The 13,915-nt window shown below is 64.3% G+C and carries 16 protein-coding genes and 2 pseudogenes; 9 read left to right on the plus strand and 9 right to left on the minus strand.

The features are described 5' to 3' along the window. From DSP71_RS23670 to DSP71_RS11710, 4 genes are all read right to left on the minus strand, one after another. Positions 1–677: YihY/virulence factor BrkB family protein (locus tag DSP71_RS23670; RefSeq protein WP_258546397.1), on the minus strand; the 677-nt coding region annotated here is incomplete at its 3' end. A gap of 62 nt (positions 678–739) precedes the next feature. Beyond that, the gene (locus tag DSP71_RS11700; protein WP_113681168.1) at positions 740–1,303 is read right to left on the minus strand and encodes a DUF3618 domain-containing protein; all 564 of its coding nucleotides are present in this window, start codon (positions 1,301–1,303) and stop codon (positions 740–742) included. Further along, positions 1,300–1,713: a phage holin family protein gene (locus DSP71_RS11705; protein ID WP_113681169.1), complete on the minus strand. Its 414-nt coding sequence runs from the start codon at positions 1,711–1,713 to the stop codon at positions 1,300–1,302. The genes DSP71_RS11700 and DSP71_RS11705 overlap by 4 nt, the downstream gene beginning before the upstream one ends. Beyond that, positions 1,691–2,395: a hypothetical protein gene (locus DSP71_RS11710; protein ID WP_113681170.1), complete on the minus strand. Its 705-nt coding sequence runs from the start codon at positions 2,393–2,395 to the stop codon at positions 1,691–1,693. The genes DSP71_RS11705 and DSP71_RS11710 overlap by 23 nt, the downstream gene beginning before the upstream one ends. A gap of 396 nt (positions 2,396–2,791) precedes the next feature. Between DSP71_RS11710 and DSP71_RS11715 the strand changes: the two genes are divergently transcribed. Together DSP71_RS11715 and DSP71_RS11720 are read left to right on the plus strand one after the other, a co-directional pair. Beyond that, on the plus strand, positions 2,792–3,556 hold the full coding sequence (locus tag DSP71_RS11715; protein ID WP_113681171.1) for a DUF2382 domain-containing protein: 765 nt from the start codon (positions 2,792–2,794) through the stop codon (positions 3,554–3,556). Positions 3,557–3,588: 32 nt separating this feature from the next. Continuing rightward, positions 3,589–3,765 (plus strand): CsbD family protein, encoded by a 177-nt coding sequence (locus DSP71_RS11720; RefSeq protein WP_113681172.1) that lies wholly within the window; start codon positions 3,589–3,591, stop codon positions 3,763–3,765. Here the strand turns inward: DSP71_RS11720 and DSP71_RS23675 are convergent. Continuing rightward, the gene (locus tag DSP71_RS23675; protein ID WP_258546398.1) at positions 3,740–4,462 is read right to left on the minus strand and encodes a response regulator transcription factor; all 723 of its coding nucleotides are present in this window, start codon (positions 4,460–4,462) and stop codon (positions 3,740–3,742) included. The genes DSP71_RS11720 and DSP71_RS23675 overlap by 26 nt on opposite strands. A 323-nt stretch (positions 4,463–4,785) precedes the next feature. Here DSP71_RS23675 and DSP71_RS11730 point away from each other — a divergent pair, with 323 nt between their 5' ends. Together DSP71_RS11730 and DSP71_RS11735 are read left to right on the plus strand one after the other, a co-directional pair. After that, positions 4,786–5,124: an ATP-dependent DNA ligase gene (locus tag DSP71_RS11730; protein ID WP_113681199.1), complete on the plus strand. Its 339-nt coding sequence runs from the start codon at positions 4,786–4,788 to the stop codon at positions 5,122–5,124. 55 nt (positions 5,125–5,179) lie between these two features. Next, positions 5,180–5,455, plus strand: coding sequence for a hypothetical protein (locus DSP71_RS11735; protein WP_113681173.1), 276 nt, complete (start codon positions 5,180–5,182; stop codon positions 5,453–5,455). Here the strand turns inward: DSP71_RS11735 and DSP71_RS11740 are convergent. After that, positions 5,452–5,781: a hypothetical protein gene (locus DSP71_RS11740; RefSeq protein WP_113681174.1), complete on the minus strand. Its 330-nt coding sequence runs from the start codon at positions 5,779–5,781 to the stop codon at positions 5,452–5,454. The two genes, DSP71_RS11735 and DSP71_RS11740, sit on opposite strands and share 4 nt — an antisense overlap. A 312-nt stretch (positions 5,782–6,093) precedes the next feature. Next, on the minus strand, positions 6,094–6,390 hold the full coding sequence (locus DSP71_RS11745; RefSeq protein WP_113681175.1) for a hypothetical protein: 297 nt from the start codon (positions 6,388–6,390) through the stop codon (positions 6,094–6,096). Between the two features lie 672 nt (positions 6,391–7,062). On the opposite strand from DSP71_RS11745, the gene DSP71_RS11750 reads away from it, so the two are divergent. The 4 genes from DSP71_RS11750 to DSP71_RS11765 all read left to right on the plus strand — a co-directional run bounded on the left by DSP71_RS11750 (position 7,063) and on the right by DSP71_RS11765 (position 10,360). Next, positions 7,063–8,229, plus strand: coding sequence for a glutathione-independent formaldehyde dehydrogenase (locus DSP71_RS11750; protein WP_113681200.1), 1,167 nt, complete (start codon positions 7,063–7,065; stop codon positions 8,227–8,229). Position 8,230: 1 nt separating this feature from the next. Then, positions 8,231–8,800 carry a type 1 glutamine amidotransferase domain-containing protein gene (locus DSP71_RS11755; RefSeq protein ID WP_113681176.1) on the plus strand — a complete coding sequence of 190 codons (570 nt, stop codon included), beginning with the start codon at positions 8,231–8,233 and terminating at the stop codon, positions 8,798–8,800. Continuing rightward, positions 8,797–9,099, plus strand: coding sequence for a putative quinol monooxygenase (locus DSP71_RS11760; protein WP_113681177.1), 303 nt, complete (start codon positions 8,797–8,799; stop codon positions 9,097–9,099). The genes DSP71_RS11755 and DSP71_RS11760 overlap by 4 nt, the downstream gene beginning before the upstream one ends. Positions 9,100–9,229: 130 nt before the next feature. Next, a complete protein-coding gene (locus DSP71_RS11765) occupies positions 9,230–10,360 on the plus strand; it encodes an FAD-binding oxidoreductase (protein WP_113681178.1) in 1,131 nt (376 codons plus the stop codon). A gap of 219 nt (positions 10,361–10,579) precedes the next feature. Here DSP71_RS11765 and DSP71_RS11775 read toward each other — a convergent pair whose 3' ends face one another. Both DSP71_RS11775 and DSP71_RS22715 read right to left on the minus strand, forming a co-directional pair. Continuing rightward, positions 10,580–11,026: an AraC family transcriptional regulator gene (locus DSP71_RS11775; protein ID WP_113681179.1), complete on the minus strand. Its 447-nt coding sequence runs from the start codon at positions 11,024–11,026 to the stop codon at positions 10,580–10,582. Positions 11,027–11,080: 54 nt separating this feature from the next. Continuing rightward, positions 11,081–12,044, minus strand: a pseudogene (locus DSP71_RS22715) (IS30 family transposase). Between the two features lie 306 nt (positions 12,045–12,350). Here DSP71_RS22715 and DSP71_RS11785 point away from each other — a divergent pair. Beyond that, positions 12,351–13,915: pseudogene (locus tag DSP71_RS11785) on the plus strand (excinuclease ABC subunit A); the annotation flags it as partial.

Below are 13,915 nucleotides of genomic sequence, written 5' to 3' on the forward strand. Positions count from 1 at the left end.
GTGGCGTAGTAGAGGATCGCGACGACCAACACCACGATGAAGGCGAGCAGAGGCCACTTGGCGATGGACCAGATCGTTTGGGGAACGTCGCCGATGCCGAGGGCATCGCCGATCGCTTTGGTGACGTCGCCGGAGACGACGAGGATGATCGCGGCGAGAACGAGCAGCACGATGATGATGACTGTGACCAGCAGCTGGGCGGGCTTCAGCTTCCAAAACGGCCGGCCCTCCTCGATCTCATAGATCCGGTTCATCGCACGGCTGAACGCGCCCACGTAGCCGGATGCCGACCAGATGGCCAGCAGGATACCGGTGATGAGAGCGAAACCGGCACCCGGAGACTCGGCGATCTGCTCGATCGGCCCACGGATCGTGTCGACCGTGTCACCGGGAGCGACCTGCTCGATGATTCCCAGCACTGCGTCGCTGGCGGCTTTTCCTTGGCCGACGACACCGAGGAGCGAGAAGATTGCGATGAGGGCAGGGAAGACCGACAGCACCGCGTAGTACGTCAGCGACGCGGCGATGTCGGTGCATTGATCGGAAGAGAACTCGCGGATCGTTTTCCGCAACACGTACTTCCAGGACCTCTTGTGCAGATCGTCCGGGGAGTCGGGCTTGCTGGTGGATTCGGGGTCCGGGGCGTTGCGTTCGGTGGAGGGGGCTTTGCTGCTCATCGCGAGTCCTTCATCGTGGGGGGCGGGCCCGTCTGATGACGGGCCCGCCCGATCCGTGTAGGTCAGTTGTCGGAGATGTTCTCGCGAGCGTGCTGAGCCTGGTCTTTCACTTCACCGGCGGCGTTCTGTGCTTCATCCTTGACCGTGGAGACGGAGTTTTGCGCCGATTCCTTCACGGATTCGACGGAGGCCTGCACGGGCTCTTTCAGATGCTCGCCGACTTCCTTCGCGACGTCTGTGACCTCGTCCACCAGCGGCTGCGCCTGCTCCTTCACCGTGGCAGCGAGATCCTTCTCTTTCGACGATGCAGGGATCAGCGAGGCGACGACCAGACCGGCACCGAAAGCGATCAATCCGACCGCGAGCGGATTGCCTTCCGCTTTGGCCACGGCGCGGTCCTTCACGTCGCCGACGTGAGATCCAGCGCCCGACAGTGAGGAGCCGGCGTCGTCTGCGGCGCCCATCACACGCTCCCGCACGGAGCCGAAAACTCCGCGGACCTTGTCGATCTGCCGGTCCACGATCTTCGACGGCGAGACCTTGTCGGCCAGCGCGTCCACATCCATGCCGAGGTCTTGGCGGGTCCGCTCGATGTCGGCGCGGATCTCATCGGGTGAATCGCTCATCGGTTCTCCTCATTTCTCTTCAGCGTTTCGGGGATCTCTTTGAGGGTGTCCACGGTTTGCGGGGCGCCCTTGACTTGCTTGAACTGAGTCCGTCCCACCAGGAACAGGATCGCGGCGATAATCGCCCAGAGAACGGCGACGACGACGCCAGACCAGCCTCCGCCAATCAGGGTCCCCAGTGCCCACCACAGTGCGACAGACAAGAAGAACACCGCCATCAGCCCTCCGTAGCCGGCGGCACCCATGAGGCCTGCGCCCTTGGCGGACTTGGTTGCCGAGTCCTTCAACTCCGCTTTGGCGAGCGTGACCTCTTGGCGCATGAGCGTCGAAATGTCACGGGAGACCTCGGCCAGCAGATCTCCGATAGACGTCGACGCGGCCTTCGCCTCAGACGGCGTTGGGTCGGTCATAGCCGCCCTCCCCGAGAAGATCCGGACGGCTAGAAGCCGTCTGTGTGTAGACGGGGGTGCCGCCCGCGCCGAGGTCGTTCACGACAGGGACAGGTACCGAGGGGTCCGGGTGCACCTGCTGCGGCGGCGACACTGGTGCCGATGAGGCGTTTTTCTCGTCCGACGCGTTCGCGGCGAGAGCGCGAGTGAGGCGGCCGACGACGATTCCGCCGATCGCTGCGGCGAGGATGAACGTGCCCGGCTTGCGGCGGGCATAACGCTTGACTTCCGTGAGCACGGAACCGGGATCGCGGTCACCGAGCCACGTCGCGGCTGCGGACAGGCGACCCGAGACTTGCTGGACCAGATCGCTGGCGACGCCGCTGCCGTCGGAGTTAGTGGCCATGGAACTGAGTTCGTCGCTGACCGAGCGAAGACCTCCCGCGAGGCGCTGCTGCTGCGTGTTGGCCTGCTCCGACAGCTCCCGCTGGGTCTGCGCGTACAGATCCTTCGCCTGAGTCTTCGCCTCCCCGACGACAGAAGCCGCTTCATCCTTGGCCGTACCCAGAACATCCTTCGCCTGCGACGTGGCCGTGTCTTTCAGGTCAGAGGCTTCCTGCTTGGCAGCGTCCACCTTGCCTGAGGAATCCGGGGATCGTACGTCCGAGCCGCTCGGGCTGGTCGTCTCATAGTTGTCCGACATTAGTGCTCCTCTCGCGGACCGATCAAACCGATCGGTGAATCCTGTTGTAGACCCCCGCACCCGACTTCATCAGGACCCTTGCACCGAGCAGCCTTACGGTGTACACGGCCCGCCGGATCTCGAACAACGCCAGAGCCGGAGCCTTACTATGTAAGGTCGCATACAGTACGCCTCTATCTCCGGGAGGACAACCACCTCCCTCACCGGAATCCTCACCGCCCTCGGCGCTGCCGTGGTCACTCTCCTCGGCGCAATCCTCGGCGGCCTCGCAGGAATGCGCTACCACCGCAAGGTCGACCGCGTCGGACTCGGCCGCTGACCCTGCGGCAGACATCCGCGTCTTTAAGCGTTTCTCTCCCTCCGCCCCATCAACGAACGAACGAACGGCAGCATCGCATGATCAGCGAACAGAACATCGCCAGTCTCATCGGAGCCAACGTCACCGACACTGAGGGCAACAAGATCGGAAAGGTCGGCCAGATCTATGTCGACCCCACCACCGGCCGCCCGAACTGGGCGACAGTGGTGACCGGCCTGTTCGGTACCTCCGAATCGTTCGTTCCCCTCGACCAGGCCGACGCCGTCGACGGGGAACTCCGCGTCCCGCACACCAAGGACGTCGTCAAAGACGCTCCGCGCATCGACTCGGGCACCGACCTCACCGACGCAGAACAAAACGAGCTGTACACCTATTACGGACACGGCGGTGCTCCTGCCACCGCTCCCGCAGACGGTAACACCGCTCAGGTCGAGGGGTACGACACCTCCGGCCCGACCACCGACGACGCGATGACCCGGTCCGAGGAGCAGCTGCACGTCGGCACCGAACGGGTCGAGACCGGTCGAGCCCGCCTCCGCAAGTACGTCGTCACCGAACAGGAGACCGTCTCCGTCCCCGTCAGCCACGAAGAGGTTCGCCTCGAGCGGGAGCCGATCACTGACGGAAACGTCGGCGACGCTCTCGACGGCCCCGACATCAGCGAAGAAGAGCACGAAGTCGTCCTCACCGAAGAACGCCCCGTGATCGCGAAGGAAACAGTACCGGTCGAGCGTGTCCGCATCGGCACCGAAACGAAGACCGACACCGAGCAGGTCAGCGCCGAAGTTCGCAAGGAAGAGATCGAGCTCGAGGACGACACCACCCACCACACCGACCGCTGACCCAACCGTCAGTCCACTGAAAGGAGAATCCGATGGGTATCGGAGACGACATCAAGAACACCGCCGAAGATCTGAAAGGCAAAGCCAAGGAAGCCGCCGGCAAAGCAACCAACGACAAGTCCACCACCGCCGACGGTCACGCCGACCAGGCCAAGGCTGGCGCGAAGAAGGCCGGTCAGAACGTCAAGGACTCTCTGACCGACAAGTAACACCCTCAAGTTTCACGACGTATCCGGTGCCCCTACTTTCCCTTCGGGCACCGGATACTTTTTGCCCCCCATCAGCCCGGAACGCGCGCCGCAGCGCACGGAGACGCGCCAGCAGCTCGTCGTAATCGAAGGGCTTCCCCAGGTAGTCGTTCGCTCCGCCGTCCAGACCGGTGACACGATCGTCCACGGTACCGAGCGCGGTCAGCATCAGGATGGGGGTCGTGATGTGGGCCGTGCGCACGGCACGGATGAAATCCACGCCGTCCATGCCGGGGAGTCGTCGATCGACCACCATGACGTCATACCGCCGGCTCAGCGCGAACCGGAGCGCGGTCTCGCCGTCTGAGGCATGCTCGACGTCGTACACGTCTTCCAACACTTCGACGGTCAGCGCAGCGATGTCGGCGTCATCCTCCACGTAGAGCAGCGAACTGCGCGGCCTCTGTGCCGAGTCACCCATGGTCGCCGTCCTGTCGTCTGCGATCGAGATCATCAGCGTACGCCCGACCCAAACCCGGTCGGGTATCGCAGACTGATCTTCCGCATGCCGTCGCCGTCCGGCCAGAAACGATCGTTTTCGACTGGCGCGTCCTGGGTGCTCAGGTTGGTAGCCGGTAACACTCTCCGAAAGAGGGTTCTGGTGGGCGATTTTGGCCGATCGACGCATCCATTCGGTTGGGCGCGGCAGCTTGAACACTCGCGAGTTCGTGTCTTGCGTGCGTTGAGTTCTTGGAGTGTGCTTCTCTTACCCGGCTTTTCGATTCGTCATAGACGGAGTGGTTGCACCGTCCCCCCTCCTTGGTGCCCACTCCGAGCGGGGTGCCTCGACCTGTATGGCGGGCACCCCGTGCTTCATGCGATACCCAGACGCAGGCGGTCAGCGCTGCCGTTGGCTCTCCACGTGACGATGGTGATCGTGTCGGCGAGGCCGATGACTTTGCCGGCATGGTCGTCCGATTTAGGCAGGCGGCGAGGGGCGTGTGCGGGATACTGGTGATGCACCCGGCAGGAAGGCTGGTTATGGGTAAGTTCACGTACGAGGGCGACCAGAAGGTCGAGATCGAGGACCGCGCTCTGACTCATGTTCAGCTCGTCATCACGGCGAAGCTGCGTCGCGGGGAGCCGTTCCCGTTCACCTGGCGGGAAGATGTCAGCATCGGCGGCGGCCGGACGACGGTGTGGATCCACCCGGGCAGTAACCTCGTGTTCAAGTACTACGGGAGCCGGACACCCCCGGTCAATCGCGCGTGGATAGATGCGTTGGCGTTCACGGCGAACTCGCCGGCCGGCCTCTTTGTGGTGTCGGAACCGGCGGAGGGCACCAGGGCGGAAGAGGACCTGGCACCTGCCTTAACGTGACCTGCTCGCGCAACCCCTTTCGCCGACGGATCGGGGTTGTCGTACGGTGCTCTCTATGCATGAGCGGACGGTGGAGCAGACCCACGTGAGCATCGACGGCTCTCGTTTCGTGGTGTCCCCGTCACAGGACGTGGATGCGCTGTGCGAACAGCTGGAAGCTGCCGTGGCGACGGCGGGACTATTTGTGCGGTTCACGACGATGGAGGGCCGCCAGGTGAGAGCGTTGATCACGCCGCGCAGCCGGGTGCTGATCACCGATGAGAGCGTCACGTACGACTCGGACGACTCGGTGTTGTCGCTGAGCGCGTCGGGGAACTGGGATCTGCTCTAGGCGTTGCTGGCCTCGAGCTCGGGCGTCTCCAGGACCTCGTCGACGAGCATGATCCCGCCGCTGGAGTTCGCGGTGTGCATGAGCTGCTCCACCCACTTCACGTTGATCTGAGGGGCTTCGGGTTCGTCGAACACGAACCGCAGCGGGATCGAGGGGTGAACCCAGATCGTGGAGCGCCCGCCGGGCTCGCCTTCGGGGTGCTTCCAGGACAGAGAGAACGACTCGTTGCGGCGGAGTTTGGTTGCGATGACGATCTTCAGGTGCGCGAGAGCACGGTCATCGATATGGATCGCATCATCGGATGCCCCGTAGTAGAGAGTCGCCATACGCTCACCATAGCGGCAGAGGTAACCGGTGCCGCACGAGATCGCGCGGTCGAAAACCAACGCGCGTCGGGAGGATTGTGACCACGGGACGCCGTCTCCCGATGCGCGGGGACGGGCGTTGGTGATCGGGCGGTTGCTGAAGACTCTGGGGGAGGGAAAGCAACCGCCCGACCGCGTCGAAGATACCGGTCCCCAGGAAGGTGCCTCCCACCCATCGATGTCGCAGACGCGAAACAACAGTCCCACCTTTCCCCATGCCGCACAAGGCTAATTTTGCGCCCGGGGTCCGCTCGGCCAGGGGGGACGGGGTCGTCAGGGGAGCTGGTCGAGGACGAGTTCACCCCGCGAGGCGACGTGCTCCATCATCCGTTCGATCCGTGCGGGGTCGCTGAGACGCAGCAGGGCATCGTCGAAGGCGAAGATGAGGGGGATGCTCGGATGCATCCAGATCGTTAGACGACTGGCCGGAGCCTCGTCGCGGGGGAGCCAGGTCATCATGAAGCTCTCTTGGCGGCGGAGCTTGGTGCCGATCACGATCTTCAGATGCGTCAGCGTCTCGTCGTCGATCTGAATCGGCGGCCGGGAGCTGTTGTATTCGAGTGTCCCCATGACGTGAACCTACTCGGTCCCCGCGGACATACGAACCGGCCACGAGATCTGGCACGGTGCAGGGATGGATCCCGATCACTCCTGTGCCTTTGCCGTCAGGATCGGGGTCGTGGGGGTGGGCCGCATCGGGGAACCGGCCAGCGAATCTCGCAGCGTCGATTCGGCACTCACTCCACGAGAACGACGGCCCACCAACGACCCGAGAAAGAGTCACGGTTGGCGAGCCGCCGTCGCGACAACGAATATTGCGAGTCTTCCCCCGAAGACGGCTAGCGGTGTCAATAGCTGAGTCTACGGGCTTCACCAACCAGCTCAGCATGGCTGCCTTGAACGCACAGCGTGTGGCCGGCGTGACTGCCGCAATTGTCCTCATGATGACCCTGGCCGCGTGCGGTTCCGGCGAGGAGATAGAGATGCCCGACGTCCTGGGATTGTGTGTCGTGTAGGAACTGGTGACATCCTTCCAGACCAGCCCTCCCGGGCTAGCCACGCTCGATGTCACCAGTTCCTACATCGGACCCGGGCACTATACCGGCTCGATCGCTACACATCAACCCAAGGCGAGCCCGTTGACACGTGGTTCCTGGGGGCGTTTGCTGTCTAGCGATGGGGCCGGCGTCGGAGAGGCCTTGCCAGAAAGACATCGAGCAACACAATCGGATCGGAGTGGACATGAAAGCAGTGGTGTATGAGGGGCCCCGTCAGGTCAGCACGAAGGAGGTCCCGGACGCGAAGATCGAGCGACCCACCGATGTGCTGGTCAGGGTAACGACGACGAACATCTGCGGCTCGGACCTCCACATGTACGAGGGGCGGACCTCCTTCGAAGTAGGCCGGACGTTCGGTCACGAGAACATGGGGGAGGTCATCGAGGTCGGTAGTGGCGTGGAGAAGGTCAGGGTCGGAGACCGGGTTGTGCTCCCGTTCAACATTTCGTGCGGATTCTGTAAGAACTGCGAACGTGGCCTGACCAACTACTGTCTCACCACCCAGCCCGAACCATCGTTCGCCGGTGCGGCCTATGGGTTCGCCGATATGGGTCACTATGGCGGTGGCCAAGCGGAGCTGCTCCGTGTGCCTTTCGGTGACCACAATGCGCTGCGCCTGGGCGAGGATGCGGAGGAGAGGGAGAACGATTACGTCATGCTCTCTGACATCTTCCCCACCGGCTACCACGCCACCGAGATGGCCGGCGTGATCCCCGGCGACAGCGTGGTGATCGCTGGGGCGGGTCCGGTCGGATTGATGGCCGCCCTGTCCGCAATGATCAAGGGCGCAGCAAAGGTGATGGTGGTCGATCGCCACCCTGACCGGCTCGCGCTGGCCGAGCAGATCGGTGCGATTGCCATCGACGACTCCAAGGTCGACCCCGTGCAGGCTGTTCTCGACGAGACGATGGGGCTCGGAGCTGACCGTGGTTGCGAATGCGTGGGCTACCAGGCCCACGATCCGCAGGGCAACGAGGACACCGCCGCCACGCTGAACATGCTCATCAACTCGGTCCGCTTCACCGGAGGAATCGGCACCGTTGGCGTGTTCATCCCCCAGGACCCTGGAGGCAAGGATGACCTTGCCAGGCAGGGCAAGGCAGCCATCGACTTCGGCACACATTGGTTCAAGGGGCAGACCATGGGAAGCGGTCAAGCCCCGGTCAAGCGGTACAACCGCCGGCTGCGGGACTTGATCGCGGCCGGCAAGGCGACCCCTTCCTGGATCGTCTCCCACGAAATCTCGCTGGACCAAGCCGCCGATGCCTACAAGAACTTCGACGCCAGGTCCAAGGGTTGGACCAAGGTCCTCATCAAGCCCGGCATGTCAAACGGAAAGAAGGAAAACTGAGATGGCAGCAGATCTTCAGGGCAAGAGGGTCGCGATCCTCGCCGCCGACGGAGTCGAACGCGTTGAGCTCGAGCAACCCCGCGAAGCACTGGAACGGGCCGGCGCTCAGACCGAGGTCCTCTCGATCCACGACGGCGAGATCAAGGCCCGTAAGAACGACCTGGATGAAGCGGGCACGTTCACCGTCGACGGGTTGGTCGCCGACGCCTCGGCGGGCGACTACGACGCCCTGCTACTTCCCGGCGGCACGGTGAACCCCGACCAGCTCCGGGTCGACAAGGACGCCGTTTCCTTCGTCCGCGACTTCGTCGAGAGTGGCAAGCCCGTGGCGGCGATCTGTCACGGTCCGTGGACGTTGATCGAGGCTGGCGTGGTCGGAGGTCGCACCTTGACGTCCTTCCCGAGCATCCGCACAGACCTGCGCAACGCCGGTGCGGACGTCGTCGACCAGGACGTCGTGGTCGACGGGAACCTGATCACCAGCCGCTCACCCGACGACCTGCCTGCGTTCTGCGACACGATCGTGGCGAAATTTGCGAGCAATTCGACCCAGGAAGAGGTGACGTCATGAGCGTGACAAAGGGACTGCTTGTCAGGGTGGAGGCCCTGCCCGGCAAGGAAGACGAGGTCCAGGAATTCCTCGGCATCGGGCGAGGGCTCGTCGAGGAGGAACCGGCCACCATCGCGTGGTTCGCGATCCGTCTCGGCCCGTCCTCCTTCGGGATCTTCGACGTGTTCCCCGATGACGCCGGCCGCGACGCGCACCTGTCCGGCGCAGTCGCTGCCGCTCTCGGCGAGCAGACGGGCAAACTGTTCAGCGAGCCTACGATCGAGAAATTGGACGTCCTGGGCTCCAAACTCCCCGCCTGACACCACAGACCGGGGAGTACTGGCCCAGAAAGGAGGGGTCGCTGCGCTCGGTGACTTCGGGCTTACACAGCCCGCTGACGTCGTGGCAGCGGCCCCTTCTCTTGCGGCCTAAACAGATCGGGGAACCGCGATGACAGGAACTGACGACGGCGTTGCCACGACGCGTTCACCCGAGGTAGCAGGGATCGGGGGCGGGATCGTCGGTCTGTCGACGGCGTACGCGCTGCGGGAGCAGGGCGTGCCGGTGCGCTTGTACGAGGCTGGTGTGCCCGGGACGGGTCAGTCCGCAGGCGAGTCGCGGATCTTCCGGCATGCCCACGACGACCCGCGACTCGTCGCTTTCGCGCGCGAAAGCCGTGGCGTATGGGATGAGTGGTCCGAACACTTCGACGTCGAGCTGGTCTCATCAGACGGTGTCCTGGCGATCGGAGACAGCGCCCTGGCGCGGCTGCGGGTGCTCGACCAGGTCGGCGGCGTGGAAGCGCACGAGATCGATGCGGCCGAGGTCGCCCAGCGGATGCCGCTGCTTGCTGGGTACTCGGGGCCAGCGGTGCTCGACGAGTCGGGCGGCGCGATCCGCACCCGCGCCGCGATCACGGCACTCACGGGTGCCCTCGCAGATGCGGTCACCACCGGTGAGGTCATCTCCATCGATCCCCGCGCCGACGGGACGGTCGAGGTGCGCAGCGTCACCGACCGGGCTGTTTACTCCAAGGTGATCGTGTGCGCCGGCCGCGAAACCGCCCGCCTGGCACGCAGCGTCGGCCTGTCGCTGCCGGTTCGCCTTGCCGCACACGTCAGGCTGACCTTCGACGTGAAAGCCGCCGGCCCGGAACGAGTCGCGTGCCTGCAGGACAGCAGCGGCGTCTTCGGCGAAGTCGGCGTCTACGCGACGCCGCTACCGGGCAACAGCAACTATTCGGTCGGACTCAGCGACACCGTCGGCGTCCGCGACGACGGAACTTTCATCGACCCGGCGGCGATTCGATCGCTGGACAAACGCGCACGCGAATACGTGACACGGGCGCTGCCCGGTCTCCACCCAGAGCCGCGCGACTTCCTTCACTGCTGGGTGACCGATCTCCCGTGGAGTGAGGACGGCGTGGCCGTGTGGGAGGCAGGCTCTGTCCTTTTTGTGGCCGGTCACAATTTGTTCAAGCAGGCACCTGCGCTGGGTCGTGCTCTTGCCCGGGCTGCGACCGGCGGCGGTCTCCGCGTCGAGCTCACGCCCGAAGCGCGCCTCGGCGAGGCCCAGAGCTAGGGCGTGTCTCCCAATCGCGGGGGGTGACCCGCGATTCTGGCCGGCAAACTGTTCAGCGAACCCACGATCGAAAAGTTGGACGTCCCGGCCTCTAAGCTCCCCGCCTGAGACTAGGCGGATTCCAGCGGTCGTTGCAACACGACGTCCTCTGAGCATACGAAAGTGCCCCTTCCGGTCGTTCGCCGGAAGGGGCACTTCTATCGTTACTCGAGAGTCGAATCAGGGTGCGATGGGGCGGATTGGAACGAGGCAGTCGACCTCGCCCTCTCGCTTGTAGTACTCGATGTGCGGTCGGTTATCGTCGTGATCCGCAAGGGCGAAGAGAGCATCGAATGCTGGAGCGATTTGCCCGTAGATTTCAGGTGCGTTGCCACGAAGTCGTAGGCGAAGGTAGGGGCCGCCGTGGATCGTCGTTTCGTCGAGGCTGAGTGAGTTGGCGGTGTCTCGGTCGAGGCGCACGGATGACAAGCGGTAAATATCGTTGCCGCCGAAGACGAGCCCCATCATCTTGCGGCCCTGCAGCGAGTCAAAAGCTCCTTCAAATTCAGGCCACGCGGTTTGCACTGCATCGACATCGAGAGTGACATCACGGCTGAGCGCCGGGGTGTCGGGGAGATCAAGAACATCGATTCGCCCAAGGGCGTGCGTGTGCGGATAGATCGTCATGCCCTCGTGTCTAGCATTTTTCTTGTCCCCAGCGACAGCCCCGGGCCGAGCCCCTTACCTGGCGCTGAGCAGACACGCCATCCGTTGAGTGGGAGTGTCCCAGTCGAGAGTCTTGCGGGGTCGCGTGTTCAGCTCATGAGCAACCATCTCGAGCGTCTCGGCCGAGTACTTTGACAGGTCGGTGCTCTTCGGGAAGTACTGCCGCAGGAGACCGTTCGTGTTCTCATTCGAGCCGCGTTGCCAGGGTGAGGCGGGGCCGCAGAAGTACACGGGCATGTCGGTCGACATGGTGAACGACCGGTGCTTGCCCATCTCGCTGCCCTGGTCCCAGGTGAGAGAACGGCGCAGGTGCGCGGGGAGCCGCTGAATCGTGTGTGCCAATGCGGCGCCGACGGTGACGGCGCCGTGGTCGTCGGGCAGGTGGACGAGCATCGTGAACCGTGTCGTGCGCTCGACGAGCGTGTCGATCGCGGAACCGCTGTTCTTCCCGATGATGAGATCGCCCTCCCAGTGGCCTGGAACGGCTCGCTCTTCAACCTCAGCCGGTCGATCACTGATCATCACCATGGGGCGCGGTAGCGCGGCTGGCGAGTCTGAGCCTGCTTGTGGGTCTTCCGGCGCAGTTCACCCCGTCCCTGGACGTAGAGGGCGAGGTAGATCGTTTCGTGGGCACGCGCACCTCCGGTCGGTCGGGGAAGTCCCGCTTGAGTGAGTGCACGATCTGCTCGGGGCTCCATCGGATCTCCAGTTTGCGCTGGATGTAGTCCCGAAGCTCGGGATTCTGTGCGATCTTCCCCGCCTTCGGCCGCGGCAGACGCGCCATCGCCCGGTCGTGCGCGGCATACGGACAATAGTCGCCCGACCGGGGGTGACTGTTCCGGCGAACCTCCCGGCTGATCGTCGACGCCGGCCGTCCCAGCTCGGCCGCGATCTTCCGCAGCGACCACCCCGCACGCAAGCTGTCGGCGATGAAGATGCGATCCTTCTCCACTATGATCCGGTCATGACTTCGTCTGATTCTTCACCCGCCGCCGACGCGCAGGTTCGGGTCTCGGGTGCTCGGGAGCACAACCTGCGGAATGTGGACCTCTCCGTTCCGCGGGACTCGTTAGTGGTGTTCACGGGTGTGTCGGGTTCCGGGAAGTCATCGTTGGCGTTTGGGACGCTGTACGCGGAGTCGCAGCGACGGTATTTGGAGTCGGTGGCGCCGTACGCTCGCCGTCTGATCGACCAGGCGGGCGTTCCCGATGTTGACTCCATCACCGGGATGCCGCCGGCCGTGGCGTTGCAGCAGCAGCGTGGAGGACGCAGTGCCCGGTCCACGGTGGGAAGCATCACCACGGTGTCCAGTCTCGTGCGGATGCTGTACTCCCGCGCCGGGGACTATCCGGATGGGCAGCCGATGCTCTACGCGGAGGATTTTTCTGCGAACACGGTGCAGGGGGCCTGTCCGGAGTGTCATGGCATTGGTCGTGTCTACGCGGTGCCCGAGGAGCGGATGGTGCCGGATCCGTCGCTCACGATCCGGGAGCGCGCGATCGCGTCCTGGCCGACGGCATGGCACGGACACCAGCTCCGCGACGTGTTGGTGGCCCTCGGCTATGACGTTGACGTGCCATGGAAAGATCTGCCACGAAAAGACCGGGACTGGATCCTTTACACGGATGAGACCCCGTTCGTTCCGGTCCACTCCCGGTTGACGCTTGCTGAGGCTCGCGCCGCGACCAAGGCCGGGGTCGAGCCGAGCTACTCGGGCACCTTCGTCGGAGCCCGCCGGTATGTGTTGGACACATTCGCGAACTCGAAGAGCGCGTCGATGAAGCGTCGCGTCGCGCAGTACCTCGACGCTGCCCTATGCCCGGTCTGCCACGGGAAGCGGCTGAAGCCTGAAGCGCTCTCGGTCACGTTCGAGGGCCTGGACATCGCGGAGTTCTCGCAGTTGCCGCTTCGAGAGCTTGCTGACATGCTCTCCGACGTTGTTGCGGAAGCGCAACAGGCCGAGACCGTTCCGAATGGTGCTGTGCTGCATGCCAATTCCCGTCGCACAGCCACGGAGCAGCGCATCGCCGCCGGAGGGTCCGCGCACGCCGCCGCACCCGATGTGCGCCGCACCGCAAACCGTTCGCCGGAGAAGCGCGCCGCTGCGTCTCGACTCGCTTCCGGGCTGATCGAGCGACTCCGCCCACTGACCGATCTTGGCCTCGGGTATCTGTCGTTAAGTCGAACCACCCCGACCCTGTCGGGTGGCGAGTTGCAACGAATCAGGCTCGCCACACAGCTCAGCTCCGACCTGTTCGGCGTCGTCTATGTCCTCGATGAACCATCCGCAGGCCTTCACCCACAAGACGTGACAGCGCTCTTGAAGATCCTCGACGGGCTCAAGAGAAGCGGAAACAGCCTGTTCGTCGTCGAACACTCCGTCGATATCATGCGGCACGCGGACTGGCTCGTGGACATCGGCCCCGGCGCGGGCGAGCACGGCGGCCGCGTTCTCTACAGCGGCCCTACCGATGGGCTTGCCGACGTCAAGGACTCAGTGACACGCGGCTACCTCTTCGGTGGAAGTGGACTGCCCCCGCACACCCCTCGCGACCCGCGCGGGTGGCTCCACTTGAAGGACGTGACTCGTAACAACCTGCACGGCGTCTCCATCGACATTCCCCTGGGTGTTTTCACCGCGGTCACCGGAGTCTCGGGTTCCGGCAAGTCGAGCTTGGTCAGCCAGGCCCTCCCGGCTCTCGTCGGTGACCGCCTCGGTCACAGCACTCCGGCGGAGGACGAACCGACCGGCGACGAGTTGCTCCTTGCCGATACCCCAGAGCGGCTCGACGGTGTCCTCGACGGCTCTCTCGAGGGGGTCCGGCGGGTGGTCAACATCGATCAACGACC

This window comes from Microbacterium sp. H6 (assembly GCF_003314775.1).
In the GTDB taxonomy this organism is placed as follows: domain Bacteria; phylum Actinomycetota; class Actinomycetes; order Actinomycetales; family Microbacteriaceae; genus Microbacterium; species Microbacterium oxydans.